This window comes from Providencia sp. PROV205 (genome assembly GCF_028479505.1).
GTDB lineage: Bacteria > Pseudomonadota > Gammaproteobacteria > Enterobacterales > Enterobacteriaceae > Providencia > Providencia huaxiensis.
In genome coordinates this window covers 1-20,040 of record NZ_JAMPNU010000028.1, presented here as the reverse complement: position 1 = coordinate 20,040, position 20,040 = coordinate 1, and the positions used below count along the sequence as shown (strand labels likewise).

19 protein-coding genes and 1 pseudogene are annotated in these 20,040 nt (G+C 40.4%); 12 read left to right on the top strand and 8 right to left on the bottom strand.

All coding sequences use genetic code 11. The annotated features are described in order from the left end of the window. The 9 genes from murD to lpxC all read left to right on the top strand — a co-directional run bounded on the left by murD (window position 1) and on the right by lpxC (window position 10,342). The gene (gene murD / locus PR800_RS16130) at window positions 1–1,311 is read left to right on the top strand and encodes a UDP-N-acetylmuramoyl-L-alanine--D-glutamate ligase (RefSeq protein ID WP_239979049.1); all 1,311 of its coding nucleotides are present in this window, start codon (window positions 1–3) and stop codon (window positions 1,309–1,311) included. Then, window positions 1,311–2,504 (top strand): cell division protein FtsW, encoded by a 1,194-nt coding sequence (ftsW, locus tag PR800_RS16125; RefSeq protein ID WP_102137392.1) that lies wholly within the window; start codon window positions 1,311–1,313, stop codon window positions 2,502–2,504. The genes murD and ftsW overlap by 1 nt, the downstream gene beginning before the upstream one ends. Then, window positions 2,501–3,574, top strand: coding sequence for an undecaprenyldiphospho-muramoylpentapeptide beta-N-acetylglucosaminyltransferase (gene murG / locus PR800_RS16120; RefSeq protein WP_195697540.1), 1,074 nt, complete (start codon window positions 2,501–2,503; stop codon window positions 3,572–3,574). The genes ftsW and murG overlap by 4 nt, the downstream gene beginning before the upstream one ends. A 46-nt stretch (window positions 3,575–3,620) precedes the next feature. After that, complete coding sequence (gene murC, locus PR800_RS16115; protein WP_102137394.1) at window positions 3,621–5,084, top strand: UDP-N-acetylmuramate--L-alanine ligase; 1,464 nt, start codon at window positions 3,621–3,623, stop codon at window positions 5,082–5,084. A gap of 2 nt (window positions 5,085–5,086) precedes the next feature. Next, on the top strand, window positions 5,087–6,007 hold the full coding sequence (locus PR800_RS16110) for a D-alanine--D-alanine ligase (protein ID WP_210848580.1): 921 nt from the start codon (window positions 5,087–5,089) through the stop codon (window positions 6,005–6,007). Window position 6,008: 1 nt separating this feature from the next. After that, a complete protein-coding gene (gene ftsQ, locus PR800_RS16105) occupies window positions 6,009–6,815 on the top strand; it encodes a cell division protein FtsQ (RefSeq protein ID WP_102137396.1) in 807 nt (268 codons plus the stop codon). 35 nt (window positions 6,816–6,850) lie between these two features. Then, a complete protein-coding gene (gene ftsA / locus PR800_RS16100; RefSeq protein WP_004262024.1) occupies window positions 6,851–8,107 on the top strand; it encodes a cell division protein FtsA in 1,257 nt (418 codons plus the stop codon). Window positions 8,108–8,167: 60 nt separating this feature from the next. After that, window positions 8,168–9,325: a cell division protein FtsZ gene (ftsZ, locus tag PR800_RS16095; RefSeq protein WP_004262022.1), complete on the top strand. Its 1,158-nt coding sequence runs from the start codon at window positions 8,168–8,170 to the stop codon at window positions 9,323–9,325. A 99-nt stretch (window positions 9,326–9,424) separates the two neighbouring features. Next, window positions 9,425–10,342, top strand: coding sequence for a UDP-3-O-acyl-N-acetylglucosamine deacetylase (gene lpxC / locus PR800_RS16090; protein WP_004262020.1), 918 nt, complete (start codon window positions 9,425–9,427; stop codon window positions 10,340–10,342). Between the two features lie 38 nt (window positions 10,343–10,380). On the opposite strand, the gene PR800_RS16085 is transcribed toward lpxC, so the two are convergent. Beyond that, on the bottom strand, window positions 10,381–10,902 hold the full coding sequence (locus PR800_RS16085) for a DUF721 domain-containing protein (protein WP_210843287.1): 522 nt from the start codon (window positions 10,900–10,902) through the stop codon (window positions 10,381–10,383). 75 nt (window positions 10,903–10,977) lie between these two features. Here PR800_RS16085 and secM point away from each other — a divergent pair, with 75 nt between their 5' ends. The 3 genes from secM to mutT all read left to right on the top strand — a co-directional run bounded on the left by secM (window position 10,978) and on the right by mutT (window position 14,767). After that, window positions 10,978–11,508 (top strand): secA translation cis-regulator SecM, encoded by a 531-nt coding sequence (gene secM / locus PR800_RS16080; RefSeq protein ID WP_210843285.1) that lies wholly within the window; start codon window positions 10,978–10,980, stop codon window positions 11,506–11,508. A 96-nt stretch (window positions 11,509–11,604) separates the two neighbouring features. Further along, window positions 11,605–14,316 (top strand): preprotein translocase subunit SecA, encoded by a 2,712-nt coding sequence (gene secA, locus PR800_RS16075; protein ID WP_102137399.1) that lies wholly within the window; start codon window positions 11,605–11,607, stop codon window positions 14,314–14,316. A 61-nt stretch (window positions 14,317–14,377) separates the two neighbouring features. After that, complete coding sequence (mutT, locus tag PR800_RS16070; RefSeq protein ID WP_210848582.1) at window positions 14,378–14,767, top strand: 8-oxo-dGTP diphosphatase MutT; 390 nt, start codon at window positions 14,378–14,380, stop codon at window positions 14,765–14,767. Between the two features lie 110 nt (window positions 14,768–14,877). Here the strand turns inward: mutT and yacG are convergent, their stop codons facing one another. From yacG to PR800_RS16035, 7 genes and pseudogenes are all read right to left on the bottom strand, one after another. Further along, window positions 14,878–15,060: a DNA gyrase inhibitor YacG gene (gene yacG / locus PR800_RS16065; protein WP_272531138.1), complete on the bottom strand. Its 183-nt coding sequence runs from the start codon at window positions 15,058–15,060 to the stop codon at window positions 14,878–14,880. Window positions 15,061–15,076: 16 nt separating this feature from the next. Then, window positions 15,077–15,835 carry a cell division protein ZapD gene (gene zapD, locus PR800_RS16060; RefSeq protein WP_102137401.1) on the bottom strand — a complete coding sequence of 253 codons (759 nt, stop codon included), beginning with the start codon at window positions 15,833–15,835 and terminating at the stop codon, window positions 15,077–15,079. 8 nt (window positions 15,836–15,843) lie between these two features. Next, the gene (gene coaE, locus PR800_RS16055; RefSeq protein ID WP_102137402.1) at window positions 15,844–16,449 is read right to left on the bottom strand and encodes a dephospho-CoA kinase; all 606 of its coding nucleotides are present in this window, start codon (window positions 16,447–16,449) and stop codon (window positions 15,844–15,846) included. Window positions 16,450–16,604: 155 nt separating this feature from the next. Continuing rightward, a complete protein-coding gene (locus PR800_RS16050) occupies window positions 16,605–17,792 on the bottom strand; it encodes a type II secretion system F family protein (protein WP_272531137.1) in 1,188 nt (395 codons plus the stop codon). Between the two features lies 1 nt (window position 17,793). After that, entirely contained in the window at window positions 17,794–19,194 is a 1,401-nt protein-coding gene (locus tag PR800_RS16045; protein WP_272531136.1) for an ATPase, T2SS/T4P/T4SS family, read from the bottom strand. Between the two features lie 14 nt (window positions 19,195–19,208). Further along, window positions 19,209–19,634 (bottom strand): prepilin peptidase-dependent pilin, encoded by a 426-nt coding sequence (gene ppdD / locus PR800_RS16040; RefSeq protein WP_195697534.1) that lies wholly within the window; start codon window positions 19,632–19,634, stop codon window positions 19,209–19,211. Window positions 19,635–19,899: 265 nt separating this feature from the next. After that, window positions 19,900–20,040, bottom strand: a pseudogene (locus tag PR800_RS16035) (1,6-anhydro-N-acetylmuramyl-L-alanine amidase AmpD); the annotation flags it as partial.

Here is a 20,040-nt window from a genome sequence, read left to right as displayed (position 1 = left end):
ATGGTCGATTATCAGGGTAAGAACGTAGTCATTATTGGGCTGGGGATCACCGGCCTATCTTGCGTTCACTTTTTCTTGGCACGTGGTGTTGTACCCCGTGTTATGGATACCCGTGCAGTGCCGCCAGGTGTAGACAAACTCCCAGCAAGTGTGGAATGCCATAGCGGTAGCTTGAATAATAGCTGGCTACAAGCAGCCGATTTAATTGTTGCTAGTCCAGGAATTGCGTTGGCAACGCCTCAGTTACAGCAAGCGGCAGAAAACGGCATCGAAATTGTGGGTGATATCGAACTGTTTTGCCGTGAAGCGGATGCACCGATTGTCGCCATTACCGGTTCAAATGGTAAAAGTACCGTCACGTCATTGGTGGGTGAAATGGCGAAAGTAGCGGGTATTTCAGTTGGTGTTGGTGGAAATATTGGTACGCCTGCGCTTTCATTACTCAATGCAGGGCATCGTTTATACGTTTTAGAGCTTTCAAGCTTCCAACTAGAAACCACATCAAGCCTAGAGGCGACCGCTGCGACGGTCTTAAATATTAGTGAAGATCATATGGATAGATATCCATTAGGTCTAGAACAGTACCGTGAAGCGAAATTAAAAATTTATCACAATGCTCAAAACTGCATTGTTAACGTACAAGATGCGCTGACCTTACCTACGAACCATACATTGGGTGAATGCATTAGCTTTGGCTTAAATAGTGGTGATTATTTCTTTGATACTCAAAAACGGGTGTTAGTGGCGAAAGGAAAAGAGCTGCTCGATGTCAACGAAATGCACCTAACGGGTCAACATAATTATCTCAATGGGTTAGCCGCGTTAGCATTGGCGGATGCCGTAAATGTTCCTCGCCCTGCATGCCTTCAAGTCTTGAAAGAATATACGGGGCTAGCACATCGCTTCGAGTTAGTGTTATTCAACAACGGTGTGCGCTGGATTAATGACTCTAAAGCCACAAACGTTGGAAGTACGGAAGCGGCGTTAAATGGGTTACATGTGGATGGCAATATCTATTTATTATTGGGTGGTGATGGTAAGTCAGCTGATTTTTCACCATTAAAACAATATATTGCTGCGGATAACTACCGTCTATACTGTTTTGGTCGTGATGGGAAAGCATTAGCCGATATGGCACCTGAAAAATCCGTATTGACTGAAACTATGGAACAAAGCTTACGCCAAATTGCGCCACAATTAAAAGCGGGGGACATGGTGTTGTTATCCCCTGCATGTGCCAGCTTGGATCAGTTTAAAAGTTTTGAGCAGCGTGGGACCGTCTTTGCTCAATTAGCCCAGGAGCTAGGTTAATGACGATACCGGGTGCGATGCGTTTAAAAAATTGGGTCATTGGTGAAAAAAATGGCGTGATTTCAGGCTCAACGCTTTACGACCGTACATTGGTGTGGTTGGCATTCGGTTTAGCCGCGGTGGGTTTTATTATGGTCACATCCGCCTCCATGCCAGTTGGCCAGCGCTTAACGGAAGATCCTTTTTATTTTGCTAAACGTGATGTGGTGTATATCGTCATCGCGTTTATTTTAGCCCTAGGTGTCATGCGTATTCCGATGGCGGTTTGGGAAAAGTACAACTTCGTATTGTTGATGGTTTCACTTGGCATGCTCGTCGTGGTACTGGTGGCAGGGAGTTCAGTTAACGGGGCATCTCGCTGGATAGATATCGGTTTGGTTAAAATTCAACCGGCAGAAATTTCGAAATTTACGTTATTCTGTTACGTGTCCAGTTATTTAGTGCGTAAGTCTGATGAAGTCAGAACCCGTTTTCTTGGCTTTATCAAACCGATGTGTATTTTGATTGTGATGGCGTCATTGCTTTTATTACAACCTGACTTAGGGACCGTTATCGTATTAGTGGTAACCACTCTGGGGTTGTTGTTTTTAGCGGGAGCAAGGTTAGCCCCCTTTATTATTGGTATTGCCGCTTGTGCGGTGGGGGTATTGGCTTTGATTTGGTTCGAGCCGTACCGCTTACGTCGAGTGACGTCGTTTTTGAACCCGTGGGATGACCCGTTTGGCAGTGGTTATCAGCTAACCCAATCTTTAATGGCCTTTGGTCGTGGTGAAATGTTTGGGCAAGGGTTAGGAAATTCAGTACAAAAATTAGAATACTTGCCAGAAGCACATACTGACTTTATTTTCTCAGTTTTAGCCGAAGAGCTCGGGTACTTTGGCGTTGTATTGGTTCTGCTGATGGTCTTTATGTTGGCATTTAGGGCGATGATGATTGGCCGTCGCGCATTGATGTCGAACCAATTATTCGGTGGTTATTTGGCTTGTTCAATTGGTATTTGGTTTACCTTCCAAGCTTTGGTTAACGTCGGTGCCGCATCAGGCATGTTACCAACAAAAGGTTTAACACTGCCGTTAATTAGTTATGGTGGTTCGAGTTTACTGGTGATGGCTGCCGCCATTGCGATATTACTGAGAATTGATTTTGAAACACGCCTTGAAAAAGCGCAGGCGTTTGTAAGGAGCACTAAATGAGTCAGGCAAAGAAATTACTCGTCATGGCAGGTGGAACCGGAGGGCATGTTTTTCCGGGGTTAGCTGTGGCTCATTATTTGCAGGCTCAAGGCTGGGAGATCCGTTGGTTAGGTACGGCTGACCGAATGGAAGCCACATTAGTCCCTAAGCATGGTATCGATATTGAATTCATTCAAATTTCGGGACTCAGGGGTAAAGGTATTGCCGCACAACTGGGGGCACCATGGCGTATTTATAAAGCTATCCGCCAAGCAAAAACGATTATCAAACGTTATCAGCCAGATGCAGTATTAGGCATGGGGGGCTATGTTTCAGGTCCTGGTGGTATTGCGGCATGGCAATGCGGTGTACCCGTTGTGCTTCATGAACAAAATGGAATCGCGGGTTTAACGAATAAATGGTTATCGCGGATCGCAAAAAGAGTGTTACAAGCCTTTCCGGGCGCATTTCCTGACGCACCAGTTGTCGGGAACCCGGTACGTGAAGATGTTTTAGCACTACCGGCACCCCAGGTACGTTTAGCAGGCCGAGAAGGCGCTGTACGCGTATTAGTCGTTGGTGGTAGCCAAGGGGCACGGGTTTTGAATCAAGTGATGCCTCTTGTTGCTGAAAAAGTAGGCAAACAGTTAAATATCTGGCATCAAGCGGGAAAAGGCAGTAAGGAATCAACAGAAGCATTGTATAATGAGCATATGCAAGTTTCAGGCAATTCCGAGTATAAAGTTACTGAATTTATTGATGATATGGCGCAAGCTTACGCATGGGCAGATATTGTCGTCTGTCGGTCTGGTGCACTAACAGTAAGTGAAATTGCAGCCGCAGGTTTACCGGCTATTTTTGTTCCTTTTCAACATAAAGACCGTCAGCAGTATTGGAATGCATTACCGCTAGAAAAAGCAGGGGCGGCTAAAATTTTAGAACAGTCACAATTTACCGCAGATGCTGTGGCGAGCTTATTAGAGCAATGGGATAGAAACGAATTACTCTCAATGGCTGAAAAAGCGCATAGCTGTGCAATTACTGATGCAACAGAACGAGTTGCTGCCGTGATTTGCGAAGTGGCTAAATAATATTAGCCATAATTGATACCGAATTAATTAGAAGCGAAGAAATATAGTGAATACACAACAATTAGCGAAATTAAGAACATCAGTGCCAGAAATGAGAAGAGTCAGGCACATCCATTTTGTCGGCATCGGCGGTGCTGGCATGGGTGGTATCGCTGAAGTGTTGGCAAATGAAGGCTATGAAATTAGCGGTTCAGATTTAGCACCCAATGCAGTGACACAACAATTAACCGCATTAGGCGCAACGATTTACTTTAATCACCGCCCAGAGAACGTTGAAAATGCGAGCGTTGTCGTCGTATCAACAGCGATTTCAAGCGAGAATCCTGAAATTCAAGCCGCCAAAGAATTGCGTATTCCAGTTATTCGCCGTGCAGAAATGTTAGCTGAATTAATGCGTTACCGTCATGGTATTGCCGTTGCAGGTACCCACGGGAAAACCACCACCACAGCAATGATTTCTGGGATTTATGCACAAGCAGGCCTTGACCCTACATTTGTGAATGGGGGCTTAGTTAAATCAGCAGGAACACACGCGCGTTTAGGTAGTAGCCGCTACTTGATAGCAGAAGCTGATGAAAGCGATGCTTCGTTCTTACATTTGCAACCGTTAGTTGCCGTTGTGACAAATATCGAAGCAGACCATATGGATACTTACCAAGGCGACTTCGATAATTTAACGAATACCTTCATTAATTTCTTGCACAATCTGCCATTTTACGGGCGTGCAGTGATGTGTATTGATGACCCAGTGATCCGCTCGTTACTACCAAAAATTGGTCGTTACATTACCACTTATGGTTTTAGTGAAGACGCTGATGTGCGTATCACCCAATATGAGCAAAAAGGAAATCAAGGCTTTTTCACCATTGCCCGTGAAAATATGCCAGAGCTGACGGTGGTTCTAAATGCACCGGGACGTCACAATGCCCTTAATGCGACAGCTGCCGTTGCTGTTGCAACTGAAGAAGGTATTGATGACCTTCATATTTTATCTGCACTAGTTGAATTTCAAGGTACGGGTCGTCGCTTTGATTTCCTAGGGAATTTCCCTCTGCGTAATGTGAATGGTAAAGAGGGGGAAGTGATGCTAGTCGATGACTATGGTCACCACCCAACGGAAGTTGACGCAACGATTAAAGCAGCGAGAGCAGGTTGGCCAGATAAACGCATTGTTATGGTATTCCAACCGCATCGTTATACTCGTACTCGTGACTTATACGATGATTTTGTTAATGTTTTAGGGCAGGTAGATGTGCTGCTAATGCTAGATGTATATTCAGCGGGTGAAAAGCATGTACCGGGTGCGGATAGCCGCTCATTATGTAGAACAATTCGTGGCCGCGGTCAGATTGATCCTATTTATGTAGCAGATACTGAACAAATTCCACATATTTTAGCTCAAACTCTTGATGAAAATGATTTAATTTTAGTTCAAGGCGCAGGAAATATTGGTAAAATAGCCAAAAACTTGGCAGAAGCAAAATTACAGCCACCGATGGTTGAGGAATAAAAATGACAGAGAAAGTTGCGGTTCTATTAGGGGGCTCATCCGCTGAACGTGAGGTTTCACTTCAGTCAGGAAATGCTGTGCTGGCGGGGTTACGCCAAGCAGGCATTGATGCTCATCCTATTGACCCCCAAGATTTCCCTGTAGAAACACTGAAAGATGCAGGTTTCAATAAAGTTTTTATTGCATTACATGGCCGTGGTGGTGAAGACGGGACATTGCAAGGGCTGCTAGAAACATTAAATCTGCCTTATACCGGCAGTGGTGTTATGGCTTGTGCACTTAGCATGGATAAGCTGAGAACAAAACAATTATGGCAAGGTGCAGGGCTAAGTGTATCGCCATATGTTTACTTAACAAAGCAGCAGTATAAGCAGGCTTCTCGTGAACAAATTGTTGCTAAAGTACAATTGCTAGGGTTACCGCTCATTGTGAAGCCGAGCCTAGAAGGCTCAAGTGTTGGCATGAGTAAAGTTGATAGCTTAGAGGCATTGCCCGCTGCATTGGAGCTCGCGTTTCAATTTGATGAAACATTGTTAATTGAAAAATGGTTGAGTGGCCCTGAGTTCACGGTTGCAGTGTTGGGAGATAACGCTCTGCCGTCAATTCGTATTCAACCACCGGGTATTTTTTATGATTACGAAGCGAAATATTTATCTGATGAAACCCAATACTTTTGCCCAAGTGGCCTAGGTGAACAGCTCGAGTCTGAACTCACAGACTTAGCGCTGAAAGCATACCAAGTTGTTGGCTGCGAAGGTTGGGGACGAGTTGATGTAATGCAAGATAACGATGGTCAATTTTATCTGCTGGAAGTTAATACATCGCCAGGTATGACAAGCCATAGCTTAGTACCGATGGCAGCTCGTCAAGCGGGGATGAGTTTTTCACAGTTAGTTGTACAAATTTTGAAATTGGCTCGTTGATATGTCACAAGCAGCACTAAATGTTAGGCATCATAATCAGAAGAACGACGAGGATCCGCGTTCAGGGCCAAGTAATGGTGCGTTTTTAGGTGGGTTATTTTTCTTTCTATTTGTGGTTGGCACTATCATCTGGAGTGGTTGGATGGTGATGACTTGGATGAAAGATGCTGACAGGCTGCCGATGTCTAAATTGGTGCTAACGGGTGAACGCCATTACACCAAAAATGATGATGTCAGAAAGGCCATTTTAGCGTTAGGGCAGCCGGGAACGTTTATGACCGTCGATGTCAACGCTATCCAAAACCAAATAAGTATGATGCCATGGGTACGCCAAGTGACAGTGCGTAAACAATGGCCAGATGAATTGAAAATTCATATTGTTGAATACCGCCCATTCGCTAGGTGGAATGATCAAAACATGGTGGATGAACAAGGCCGAGTATTTAATTTGCCGGTTAGCGAAAATGGTAAAGGGGACTATGTGTTGCTTTATGGGCCACAAGGTAGCCAGAAAGAGGTTCTCAAAGAATATTCTATCTTTAAGAACACATTAGCGGCACATAACCTAAAGCTAAAATCACTATCGATGACAGCCAGACACGCATGGCAAATTATTTTAGACAACGATGTTAGAATTGAATTAGGTAAGAAAGAAGTGTCAGAGCGGTTAAATAGGTTCCTTGAACTGTATCCGCTTTTGCAGCAAACAACGGATAAACGTGTTGACTATGTTGACTTACGTTATTCCAGTGGTGCTGCGGTGGGCTGGGCGCCACTCTTGGTCGATGCTCCACCGGAGTTACAATAAAGACGATGACTAATAACAAAAATTAGGCAGAAAAAATGATTAAAGCAACGGACAGAAAATTAGTGGTAGGCCTTGAAATTGGAACTTCCAAGGTATCAGCCCTTGTTGGCGAAATTCTGCCCGATGGTATGGTTAATATTATTGGGGTGGGAAGTTGTCCATCTCGTGGAATGGACAAAGGTGGCGTAAACGACCTTGAATCAGTGGTAAAATGTGTACAAAGAGCCATTGATCAGGCGGAACTTATGGCCGACTGCCAAATTTCATCGGTTTACCTTGCACTATCGGGTAAGCACGTCAGTTGCCAAAATGAAATTGGTATGGTGCCAGTTTCAGAAGAAGAAGTGACGCAAGAAGATGTTGACAGTGTTGTGCATACAGCAAAATCAGTGCGTGTTCGTGATGAACACAGAATTTTGCACGTGATACCGCAAGAATTTGCAATAGATTACCAAGAAGGGATTAAAAACCCAGTTGGTTTATCGGGTGTACGTATGCAAGCTAAAGTTCATTTGATTACCTGCCATAACGATATGGCGAAAAATATTGTTAAAGCCGTTGAACGTTGTGGGTTAAAAGTTGATCAGCTTATTTTTGCTGGTCTCGCTGCAAGTTATAGCGTTTTGACGGAAGATGAGCGTGAATTAGGTGTATGTGTCGTCGATATCGGCGGCGGTACTATGGATATGGCGGTTTATACTGGTGGGGCTTTGCGTCATACGAAAGTGATCCCCTATGCAGGTAACGTGGTGACAAGTGACATCGCGTATGCGTTTGGAACACCTCCAAGTGATGCCGAAGCCATTAAAGTGCGTCATGGTTGTGCAGTCGGTTCTATCGTTAGTAAAGATGAAACTGTCGAAGTGCCAAGTGTTGGTGGGCGACCACCACGAAGTTTACAGCGTCAAACCTTAGCAGAAGTTATCGAGCCACGGTATACTGAGCTGTTAAACTTAGTAAATGAAGAAATTTTAAATTTACAGGAACAGTTGCGTCAACAAGGTGTCAAACACCATTTGGCAGCTGGTATCGTGTTGACGGGTGGAGCCGCACAAATTGACGGTCTAGTCGAATGTGCGCAAAAAGTGTTCCATACGCAAGTGCGAATTGGTACACCGCTCAACATCACAGGGTTAACGGATTATGCGCAGGAGCCATATTACTCAACAGCAGTAGGGCTTCTGCATTACGGTAAAGAAAGTCACTTAGGCGATGATACCGAAGTAGAAAAACGTGCATCAGTTAGCGGATGGTTTAGTAAAATCACCAGTTGGCTGAGAAAAGAATTTTAATTTTGATAAAGAAGCATATTATTAGCTTCAAAAGTAGTAAGCACAAAACGGAGAGACATTATGTTTGAACCAATGGAGCTAACCAACGATGCGGTGATTAAAGTCATCGGCGTTGGCGGCGGCGGCGGAAATGCCGTTGAACACATGGTGCGTGAACGTATTGAAGGCGTCGAATTCTTCGCTGTCAATACAGATGCACAAGCGCTGCGTAAAACCGCAGTTGGACAAACTATCCAGATCGGTACAGGTATTACCAAAGGTCTGGGTGCAGGTGCAAACCCTGAAGTTGGCCGTAATGCCGCTGAAGAGGACCGTGAAGCGCTGCGTAATGCTTTAGATGGCGCAGATATGGTCTTTATCGCAGCCGGTATGGGCGGTGGCACAGGGACTGGCGCAGCTCCGGTTGTTGCCGAAGTTGCCAAAGAATTGGGTATTCTGACAGTTGCTGTTGTGACTAAACCTTTCAATTTCGAAGGGAAAAAACGCATGGCATTCGCAGAAGCCGGTATCACTGAGTTGTCAAAACATGTTGACTCACTGATCACTATCCCAAATGATAAATTATTAAAAGTACTTGGTCGTGGTATCTCATTACTGGATGCTTTCGGTGCGGCAAATGACGTACTAAAAGGTGCAGTACAAGGTATCGCTGAACTGATTACTCGCCCAGGTTTAATGAACGTAGACTTTGCTGACGTACGTACTGTGATGTCAGAAATGGGCTACGCGATGATGGGGTCAGGTGTTGCTCGTGGTGAAGATAGAGCAGAAGAAGCGGCAGAAATGGCTATTTCTAGTCCACTTCTTGAAGATATCGACCTGTCTGGTGCACGTGGTGTATTAGTTAACATCACGGCTGGCTTCGACCTGCGTTTAGATGAGTTTGAAACGGTAGGTAACACTATTCGTGCCTTCGCATCTGATAATGCAACAGTGGTAATCGGTACATCTCTTGACCCAGAAATGCACGAAGAACTGCGTGTCACTGTTGTTGCTACAGGTATTGGTATGGACAAACGTCCAGAAATTACTTTAGTTAGCAACAAAATGTCTCAGCAGGCGTCAATGGAGCAACGCTATCAGCAAATGCAAAATAGCATGTCTTCATTAACAGAAGAGAAACCAGCTGCTAAAGCAGTTAACGACCAAAATACGCAAACAAACAAAGAACCAGATTATCTTGATATTCCTGCGTTCTTGCGTAAGCAGGCCGATTAATTTTATTTATATTGGTTTCTCCGCTTTTTGTGCTAAAATTTCCTACTGATTATCTTGTATGATGATCAGTAGGACTTATAACATTGCGAGAAAAATACGATGATCAAACAACGGACACTAAAACGTATTATTACAGCGACTGGTGTTGGTTTACATACCGGCAAGAAAGTTACGCTTACATTACGTCCAGCGCCGGCCAATACCGGGGTCATCTACCGTCGTACTGACCTTAATCCACCGGTTGATTTTCCGGCAGATGCGAAATCAGTTCGTGACACCATGTTATGTACATGCTTAGTTAATGAAGATAACGTGCGTATTTCGACTGTTGAGCATTTGAATGCTGCCTTAGCAGGGTTAGGTATCGATAACATTGTTATTGAAGTCAATGCGCCTGAAATCCCTATTATGGATGGCAGTGCAGCACCATTTGTATTCTTACTGCTTGATGGCGGTATTGAAGAGTTAAATTGTGCGAAGAAATTTTTACGTATAAAAGAAACTGTACGCGTTGAAGATGGTGATAAATGGGCTGAAATGCGACCTTATAATGGGTTTAGCCTTGATTTCACAATTGATTTTCAACACCCAGCAATTGATAGTAGCACACAACGCTACTCACTTGATTTCTCAGCGGAATCATTTGTAAATCAAATTAGCCGTGCGCGTACTTTTGGCTTTATGCGTGATATTGAATATCTGCAATCAAAAGGCTTATGCTTAGGCGGTAGTTTCGACTGCGCCATCGTTGTTGATGACTATAAAGTTCTTAACGAAGATGGTTTACGTTTTGAAGATGAATTCGTTCGTCACAAAATGTTAGATGCAATTGGTGATTTATTCATGTGTGGGCACAACATTATTGGCGCATTCACTGCGTTTAAGTCAGGCCATGCATTGAATAACAAGCTGTTACAAGCAGTTTTAGCGAAAGAATCTGCTTGGGACCTCGTCACATTTGAAGACGAAGCTCAATTGCCTGTCGCATTCAAAGCACCTTCAACGGTGTTTGCATAATACTTGATTATGCAGCTACCTTCGAAAGCTAATCGAAGCTAGCCTTTTCTGTTGGTTGCACTAGTACTCTCTCCGGCTAGTGCAGCCAGCCGCTCAAATCTTTCTTTTAATCCTTTCGGGCTATTTTCCGCTAATTTCAAAAGTGTTTGCGCTGTTTGTGTGCTAATCTGACGTTCGTTCATTTTTTGACTTGTTGAAGCTGTTTGCTTAGTTATTGAGCTATTTTGCTTCGATTTTCGCACAAGATCGGGATTGATTCTGATGTCGATAGAAGATAAAGATGGTAGAATAGATGTTCTTAATGCAGAAAGAAGATTGATTTTTTCGTAATTAAGTCGGGTCATCCAACTGGCATTTGCCACTTCAATGACCATAATATTATTACGGTAGTTTGCAACACGGCACATGGGTTTAATTTCAGCCGGTAGTAACCCTTTTACAGCCCGATTCAGTTTGATAATTGCTTTTGCATTACGCTGAATAGTTTGTAAAGTGTTCGATGATGTTGCCAATGATCCTTCAAGAACATCAAAAAGTGCTTGTGGATGACTATCTCTCATTTTTAGCTCCAGCTGAGAATGAAACAACGAATTACAGATAATAATTTTGTCACTTATTTATTATATAAGAGTTTGATGGGCATTTTAAATTTTTGGCGACAACTTGGTAGAAAATACTTTTGGTCCCACCTGTTATTAGGTGTGGTTGCCACGGGTGTCGGCTTGCCTACAATTTTAAATGCGTTATCAGAGTCTCAACATACACAGGTTAACTCTTCACCAGTTAATCGCCAAAACCAAGCTGTTAATGCTTTTGACAATTTATTTGCTCAACAGAATTCCCAACGCTCTTCGTCATCATCGTCATCTTATTCAGTAAATTACTGGCAGCAACATGCGGTAAGAAATGTCATTCGGCAGCTAACTTTTGCTTTTTCGGCAACGGAAGACGATGATGTAAACGCTGCAACAGAAGAGACTGAACAGCTTATTGTTCCACAATTGATGTTAGATACGCTGTATGCCATGTTAGCACAGCGCTCACTTCAGTGGGATGAAAGTGTTATCCAATTTAGTCATTATAACTATCCTCATATTATTGCCTACCAGCCTGCAATTTGGATTGCCCAAGTTCACGGTATTCGTGCCGGTCCGTTAACAGCCTAATCATCATTCATGACAAGCCAGCTTATTGCTGCGCTGTTTTATGTCATAAAATTTATTAAAATTTAAAACAATTAATTGATTATTAGAGATTAAAATATGTTAACAAAGATTTTAACCAAAGTTTTTGGTAGTCGTAATGACCGCACGTTACGCCGCTTACGTAAAGAAGTTGAAAAAATTAACCGCCTTGAGCCAGACTTCGAAAAATTATCTGATGATGAGCTAAAAGCAAAAACGGTGGAGTTTCGTGAACGTCTAACGAAAGGTGAAAGCTTAGAAAGCATCATTCCTGAAGCATTTGCAACTGTTCGTGAAGCGAGTAAACGTGTATTTGGCATGCGTCACTTTGATGTACAGCTTATCGGTGGGATGGTACTGAATGAACGCTGTATCGCTGAAATGCGTACGGGTGAGGGTAAAACATTAACGGCAACATTGCCCGCTTATATCAACGCGTTAAGTGGCAAAGGAGTTCACGTAGTTACGGTGAATGACTACTTAGCCAAACGTGATGCTGAAAATAACCGTCCATTATTTGAATTTTTAGGCCTAACGGTAGGTATCAACCTGCCAGGTATGGCTCCTCCTGCAAAACGTGAAGCGTACGCGGCAGATATCACTTACGGTACGAATAATGAATTTGGTTTCGACTACTTACGCGACAACATGGCATTTAGCCCTGAAGAGCGTGTTCAACGCAAATTGCATTATGCATTGGTGGATGAGGTCGACTCCATTCTTATCGATGAAGCACGTACACCGCTGATTATTTCAGGCCCTGCAGAAGACAGCTCTGAATTGTACCAAAAAGTAGATAAACTTATTCCACATCTACAACGTCAAGAGAAAGAAGATTCAGACACTTTCCAAGGGGAAGGCCACTTCTCTGTTGATGAAAAAGCACGTCAAGTGACCATAACTGAACGTGGGCTGGTATTAATCGAAGAGCTTCTGGTAAAAGAAGGTTTAATGGATGAAGGTGAGTCCCTATATTCGCCTTCTAACATCATGTTAATGCACCATGTAATGGCAGGTTTGCGTGCACATGCGTTGTTTACCTTAGACGTTGATTATATTGTAAAAGATGGTCAAATCGTCATTGTTGATGAACACACTGGCCGTACAATGGAAGGGCGTCGTTGGTCTGACGGTTTACACCAAGCAGTTGAAGCGAAAGAAGGGGTTGAAATTCAAAATGAAAATCAAACCTTAGCTTCTATTACTTTCCAGAATTATTTCCGTTTATATGAAAAACTTGCAGGTATGACGGGGACTGCAGATACCGAAGCATTTGAATTTAGTTCAATTTATAAACTCGATACAATTGTTATCCCAACTAACCGCCCAATGGTTCGTAAAGACTTACCTGATCTCGTTTATATGAACGAAACTGATAAGTTTGCAGCAATTATTGAAGATATTCGCGAAAGAACCGCCAATGGACAACCAGTTCTTGTTGGTACGATTTCTATCGAGAAATCTGAATTGATTTCTAATGCATTGAAAAAAGCCAAAATTGCTCATAATGTTTTGAATGCTAAATTCCACGCAATGGAAGCGGATATCATCGCGAATGCAGGTCAAGCTGCTGCTGTGACGATCGCAACTAACATGGCGGGTCGTGGTACTGACATTATGTTAGGTGGTAGCTGGCAAACTGAGGTTGCAGCATTAGAAGAGCCAACCCAAGAGCAAATCGATGAGATCAAAGCAAACTGGAAAGTACGCCATGATGCAGTATTAGCGGCGGGTGGTTTGCATATTATCGGTACAGAGCGTCATGAGTCACGTCGTATCGATAACCAGTTACGTGGTCGTGCGGGTCGTCAAGGGGATGCGGGTTCATCTCGTTTTTACCTATCTATGGAAGATGCGCTGATGCGTATTTTTGCCTCAGACCGCGTTACTGGAATGATGAAAAAGTTAGGTATGAAACCGGGTGAAGCTATCGAGCACCCATGGGTGACTAAGGCTATCGCTAACGCACAGCGTAAAGTTGAAAGCCGCAACTTTGATATTCGTAAACAGTTACTTGAATATGATGATGTTGCAAGTGACCAGCGTCGTGCTATTTATACTCAACGTAATGAATTACTTGATGGCGGTGATATTAAAGAAACGGTTGATAGCATTCGTGAGGATGTGTTAACCACAACTATGGATGCCTATATTCCACCTCAATCACTTGAAGAAATGTGGGATATTGAAGGTTTACATCAGCGTTTAGTCAATGATTTTGACCTCGATTTACCAATCAAAGAGTGGTTAGACAAAGAGCCTGAGTTACACGAAGAAACATTGCGTGAACGCATTATGGCAAAAGCGATTGAAGTTTATGGTCGTAAAGAAGAAATTGTTGGCGCAGAAGCGATGCGTAATTTCGAAAAAGGTGTCATGTTGCAAACATTAGACACGTTATGGAAAGAGCACTTAGCGTCAATGGATTACTTACGCCAAGGTATTCATTTGCGTGGTTATGCGCAAAAAGATCCTAAGCAAGAATACAAACGTGAATCTTTCAGCATGTTTGCTAACATGCTTGAAGCCTTGAAATATGAAGTCATTAGCACTTTATCTAAGGTACAAGTTCGTTTACCTGAAGAGGTTGAAGCATTAGAGCAACAGCGTCGTGAAGAAGCTGAGCGTTTAGCGAAAAGGCAACAATTAAGCCATGAAGCAGGTGCTGAATCTTTAATGACTGAAAATGAAGCTAAAATTGCAACTCAAGGTCATAAAATTGGTCGTAATGATCCTTGTCCTTGTGGTTCAGGTAAAAAATATAAGCAATGTCACGGTCGCTTAAACTAGTTCATCATTAACTCTAATATAAAGAAAAGGCGGGGTAACCCGCCTTTTTGACGAAAAAATTATGGAAAAAAAACATTTACATATCGCAGCTGGGATCATTCGTAATTCTCAGGAAAAAATTTTTATTACTAAACGGCCTGAAGGCTCACACATGGCTGGTTTTTGGGAGTTTCCTGGCGGAAAACTTGAAACTAATGAATCTCCTGAAGCAGCATTAGTTCGTGAGCTTGAAGAGGAAGTTGGAATTATAGTGACTAAGAGCGAGTTATTTCATCGCGTTGATCATGAGTTTGATGATCGTTTCATTACACTCTATTTTTTCATAGTTTCTTCGTGGGAAAATGAACCGTATGGTAAAGAAGGGCAAGACTCGCGTTGGGTTTATCAACATGATCTTATTGCAGATGAATTCCCTCCAGCAAATCGTATCATTGTTGATTTATTAACGTAGAGAAGTGATCAACATAATAGCTGATATTGATATTAAGTGGAAAATACACAATGATATATTTTCCACTTAATTTTATGCTGTCGCGACTTAACGTATTATTTATCTGGTTGTTAGCTCCAATCATCGCTGTCAGATATATCCCCTTGGCTAGCAATTCGTTTCTCTTCACTAGCCCACTCACCAAGGTCAATAAGTTGACAACGTTTACTGCAAAATGGCCGGAAAGGGCTATTTTCATTCCAAACAACGATCTTTTTACATGTAGGGCAATTTACTTCAATGATTTCACTCATAAATATATATCTCTAGCTAGCAACAGGATAACTCAAAATTAATAACATCTGGAAGTATACCATTCTCACTGTCGATATGTAGAAAGCGTAAGGCAAATCGTGTTTTATGGCCTGAAATTTGCGGGTAAATGAGATGTTCAATGGATAATTTGATGCGTAGTAACTCTTTACCCTCGACATTATCTTGATAAAAACCATTATGAGATTCTTTTATCTCAAAATTTCCACTTTGTCGAATTAATGTAAGAACGGTGTTTAATGCATTCTTCAGTGGGTCGAGGCTTTGTAACCATCCATTGATGGACTTATTTCGCTCGATCTGTGAAATGTTCAACCAAAGCTGTAGTGTGGGGAGATCAAAACTACAGCAGCCACCAGGGATGCTTAAACGTTGACGTACCATACTGATAATTTTATCTGTTCGTAAATGGTGGCCAAAACGTGGGGCTGACATTAATTTGGAGATTGTTTCAGATAATTGTTCAAGCAATGTAGAAATTAATTGGTTATCGGCATTAGGCGCTTCGGCCCAATTCGCTAACTGGATCCGTTGTTTTTCGAGCTCTTTCATGAGCTCAGAACGTACCTCTCCTCTATCTAGAATTTCAATTAGTTCTGAAACAGAACGGAAAAAGGCAATACCAGTAGAGTAGGAAGTAATATTACTTAGCTCATAAATTTGAGATAAAAGTGTTTCAAGGCGCAGCCACGAACGAATTTTTTCATTCATTGGGTATTCATAAGTAATAAAATTTGTTGCAATTAATTCGCCCATTTTAATTCCTATTTTTTTATTTTTGCTAGCGTTAAGTACTGGTTATGAAAAGCAGCGACCTTGCCTGAGAGATCCGTATCATGAGAATGGTTTGTTATTATATCATTGGCATAATTAAGTCGTTTTTCACGGCTAACTTGTGCATTAAGTATATTAGTAACTTGTTCTAAACTGGTCTTATCTCTTTTTAATGTACGCTGAATTTGCTCTTCAGTAGTAACATCAACAACTAATACCCTATCGGCCAAATGATGAATATTATTTTCAATTAATAAAGGGACTACCCATAACACATAAGGGTAATTTATTTGCTGAAATTGCTTTTGTGTTTCTTGCTGGATCAATGGATGAAGCAAAGCATTCAGCCATTTTTTTTCATCGGGCTTGGAAAAAATAATTTCCCTTAAGCGTTGTCTATTTAGCTCTCCGTTCGGAAGAATAACACCCTTACCAAAGTGGCGTGTAATGCTTTCTAAGGCAGGGGTATTTGGCTCAACAACCTGCCGAGCAATCACATCTGCATCAACTAGGGGGACTCCAAGTTTAGCAAATTCATTTGCAACGGTTGTTTTACCACTTCCAATACCACCAGTTAAAGCAACTATATAAGGCATATGATTATTCATTTACTCGTTGAAAAAAAATAGATTACACTGAAATAAATCATTTGTCTTCATCCAAAGTAATATTACGATGAATAGGTTAAAAAACAAATTTTTATATAAAATATTTAAGGTGAAATACCATATTCATATCTACATAAAATTATTTATAACTCAGTTATAACATTTCCTAAGTTAAATATCGGTAGATACATTGCTAACATGATCATTCCTACCAGTATAGCAATTAAAAGGAGTAAAATAGGTTCAAGATTTTTTAAGTTTCTTTCTGTAATAAAAACATATTGCTCTGAATAATATTTGAATAAATAATTTGAGAAATAGTGTATTTTTCCAGATTCTTCGGCAATAGACATTAGCTGTACAGATAAATCAGGGAAAAATTTGGTTTGCTTCATTGCACAGGACAGTAGTTCTCCTCTATGTACCGACATATGTACGTATTTACAGTCTTTTTGGTATTGAGGATTGCTGATAGTTTGAATTGTACATTTCAAGCATTCAGATAATGACAATCCTACGTTAATAGTTGAGTGCATCGTTAAGAAATATAGGCTTAAATTATGAAACTGTAATGATTTTTTGAATATGGGGAGGTGCATGATTGTTTTTTTCAATAAAACTAATGTTTTCATCTTAAATTTAAATGCTATAAAGGATGCAAATAGTAAAGTAATAAATAAATAGGAGGAATAATCTCGTAGGGAGTTAGAGATAAAGGTTATTATTTTTGTGATGAGAGGTAATTCATGTGTAACATTTTCATAGATGCTCTCAAATTGGGGGACGACATAGAACATCATAATGAATAATAATATTATTGAGAATACAGAAAGGATTATTGGGTATCGTATTGACTTGTTGATAAGTAGTGATGTTCTATTATTATGCTCTAAAATTTTGTTGATTGTACTAAAGCTTTCCTCATATTGACCTGTTTTTTCTGCAATGGTAATAATACTTATTACTGTGTTATCAAAGATTATTGGGTATTTTTGTAAGTACTGTGAGAGTTTTTCTCCTTTTTCAATATGAATTATTGAGTTCTCAATAATATCAATCCAAAAGGGGAGTTGGCAGTTGGTCTGTAATATTTTCAAACATTGTACAAGATTAATACCGGATGAGGATAATAAAGATAACTGATGAAAAAAATGAATTCTATAATTAATGTTGTTTTTGTCTAAAGTGAATATTGTTTTTAGCTTTATGTGTATAGGAATTAAGTTCCTTTCAGATATGTTGATGAAAGCCTGCTTTTTACTCTTCGCTATTAGCGTACTATGTGTTAGTTGATCGTTAAAATCAATGGCGCTATATGAATAAATAAACATGTTAACTCACTCCATTTCCGATAATGGAATAGATTTCTTGAAGAGTTGTTTCACCCATTTCAACAAGTTCTATACCTGCATTAAAAAGACTAATAAAATTATTTGGACTCTCAAGTGTATTCTTTGTGAGTATTTCACAGATGCTTTTATGGTCGATATATTCATAAACTGCGGTTCTCCCCATAAAACCAGAAAAACAGAGTTCACACCCTTTTGCTGACCATTCATTTATTATATGGTTAGCATGTAGTTTGGTTTTCTTAGGTATTGCTTCTTTGCAGTGAGGGCAAAGTTTTCGTACCAATCTTTGTGCAATGACCATTTTGAGACAAGATTTTAGTTGGCTATTTTCTATCCCTAGTTGATTCATTCTTTCTATTGCACTGAATGTACAATTTGTGTGTAATGTCGACAAAACTAGATGGCCAGTTTGAGCTGCTCTAGTCGCTATTTTGGCTGTTTCTTCATCACGAATTTCACCAATCATAATGACATCCGGGTCTTGTCGCAGAAGTGCTCTTAAAATAAAAGAAAAATTAAGTTTGTATTTTTCATTAACTTGGGTTTGATTGATCCCTTGTAGTGGAATTTCAATTGGGTCCTCAATGGTTGTTATATTTCTTGAGGACTGATTTAAATATTCTAAGTAACTATAAAGAGTTACTGTTTTACCGCTTCCTGTGGGCCCTGTAACTAAGATTAGCCCTTGTGGTCGATTTAAATATTCTTTTAATGAATCAAGAAGGGAAGAGCACATCCCTATGTGCTCTAAAGAATATTTTAATTGTGTATTCAAAATACGTAGGACTAATTTTTCACCGTGAATTGTCGGAATACTTGAAAGACGAATGCTATAATTTTGCCCGTCAAAGTACCAACTCATTTGGCCATCTTGTGGAAGTCTTTTTTCCGCAATATTCATTTTTGCGAGTATTTTTATACGAGCAATAACTTCACTATTAATCTCATAAGGAGGAGAAGGAATAAAATATAGTTTTCCATCGACTCGTAATCTAATTTTCAACCCATGCTTAGTCGGTTCAAGGTGTATATCCGATGAACGTTTATGAACCGCTGTTTTTAGTAATTCATCCACAAAGTTAATCGCAGGGGATGAAGTATTTAATGGCTCGGGTTCTTTTGGTTGATAATGTGTCTCCTCCTCTTTTATTTCATGTGTTGTATTATTGAAATAATGATCTATTTTTTCTTTCGGCCAAATGTCATAGCATACAGGGACACTGGCAATAAATTTTAATGTGGCTATTAAATTATCATCCGGCTTTTTAACTACAGCTATAGATAACCGTTTTTGATTATAGTCGATGATTATAATGTAATTCCTATCACATAGACTCTTAAGTTCTTTATAAATGAATTGATCGTTTCTAGATATATTCATATGTATATTTCCAATTAAAATACAAAGGTTTTTTCGCACAATGACTTTAATTTGATATTATTTTTGTTTTCACAAGCAACTGCCCAATTAAAGGGAGTATTTAAGGATGGAATGGTTGGTGTCAATGTAACCTTTAAGCCTGCTAGTGATTTATCTGTGGAAAATGTAATAACGCCTGATTTAACCTCTATTTTACTAATATATCTCCCGGTTATATTGGTAGGGATATCATCATTGCCTCCGTTGCATTGTGATAAACTACCCCGGTTAAAACTACATATTTCTACACTGTTTTTATAAGGGATGACGGTTTGGAGCACATCAGTAATCGCTGCTTTTTGCATATAGCTTTGATAGCCAGGGATCGCAATAGCACTTAAAATTGATATGATTGCAATGACTACCATAATTTCAATGAGTGAAAAGCCTTGTTGATTCATAAATAAAACCTCCGTTGTTAAGTGAGGCTTTATCATAATTAGATTTTTAATTTGAAATTAGAGGTTAAAAAAGAGAGTGCGAAGCAATTTGTAAATGTTTATTGAAATGTAGGTTAGGTTGCATTTTTCTTCGAGCAGCTTCGCAATAAATAACAAGAATAAAATAGAAGCTGGGGTTTTAGGATGAATTAGGTGAAAATAAATGTATCTATATTGCATTAACGGATAATTTTAATATGGATATTATCCGCTAATAATTATTAAACTAATAATTCTTTAACTTATTCTTATAATATAGCCAATCAAAGAATGGACCAGGATCTGTTTTACGGCCAGGGGCGATATCACTGTGACCAGTAATATTATTTTTAATTAGTGGGTATTCAATTGTAAGCAAATTAGTTAA

Excerpts from the sequence above, each read along its gene's own strand:
- murD (WP_239979049.1), top strand. The coding sequence starts at position 1 with ATGGTCGATTATCAGGGTAAGAACGTAGTCATTATTGGGCTGGGGATC.
- ftsW (WP_102137392.1), top strand. The coding sequence starts at position 1,311 with ATGACGATACCGGGTGCGATGCGTTTAAAAAATTGGGTCATTGGTGAA.
- murG (WP_195697540.1), top strand. The coding sequence starts at position 2,501 with ATGAGTCAGGCAAAGAAATTACTCGTCATGGCAGGTGGAACCGGAGGG.
- PR800_RS16110 (WP_210848580.1), top strand. The coding sequence starts at position 5,087 with ATGACAGAGAAAGTTGCGGTTCTATTAGGGGGCTCATCCGCTGAACGT.
- ftsQ (WP_102137396.1), top strand. The coding sequence starts at position 6,009 with ATGTCACAAGCAGCACTAAATGTTAGGCATCATAATCAGAAGAACGAC.
- ftsA (WP_004262024.1), top strand. The coding sequence starts at position 6,851 with ATGATTAAAGCAACGGACAGAAAATTAGTGGTAGGCCTTGAAATTGGA.
- ftsZ (WP_004262022.1), top strand. The coding sequence starts at position 8,168 with ATGTTTGAACCAATGGAGCTAACCAACGATGCGGTGATTAAAGTCATC.
- lpxC (WP_004262020.1), top strand. The coding sequence starts at position 9,425 with ATGATCAAACAACGGACACTAAAACGTATTATTACAGCGACTGGTGTT.
- PR800_RS16085 (WP_210843287.1), bottom strand. The coding sequence starts at position 10,902 with ATGAGAGATAGTCATCCACAAGCACTTTTTGATGTTCTTGAAGGATCA.
- secM (WP_210843285.1), top strand. The coding sequence starts at position 10,978 with ATGGGCATTTTAAATTTTTGGCGACAACTTGGTAGAAAATACTTTTGG.
- secA (WP_102137399.1), top strand. The coding sequence starts at position 11,605 with ATGTTAACAAAGATTTTAACCAAAGTTTTTGGTAGTCGTAATGACCGC.
- mutT (WP_210848582.1), top strand. The coding sequence starts at position 14,378 with ATGGAAAAAAAACATTTACATATCGCAGCTGGGATCATTCGTAATTCT.
- yacG (WP_272531138.1), bottom strand. The coding sequence starts at position 15,060 with ATGAGTGAAATCATTGAAGTAAATTGCCCTACATGTAAAAAGATCGTT.
- zapD (WP_102137401.1), bottom strand. The coding sequence starts at position 15,835 with ATGGGCGAATTAATTGCAACAAATTTTATTACTTATGAATACCCAATG.
- coaE (WP_102137402.1), bottom strand. The coding sequence starts at position 16,449 with ATGCCTTATATAGTTGCTTTAACTGGTGGTATTGGAAGTGGTAAAACA.
- PR800_RS16050 (WP_272531137.1), bottom strand. The coding sequence starts at position 17,792 with ATGTTTATTTATTCATATAGCGCCATTGATTTTAACGATCAACTAACA.
- PR800_RS16045 (WP_272531136.1), bottom strand. The coding sequence starts at position 19,194 with ATGAATATATCTAGAAACGATCAATTCATTTATAAAGAACTTAAGAGT.
- ppdD (WP_195697534.1), bottom strand. The coding sequence starts at position 19,634 with ATGAATCAACAAGGCTTTTCACTCATTGAAATTATGGTAGTCATTGCA.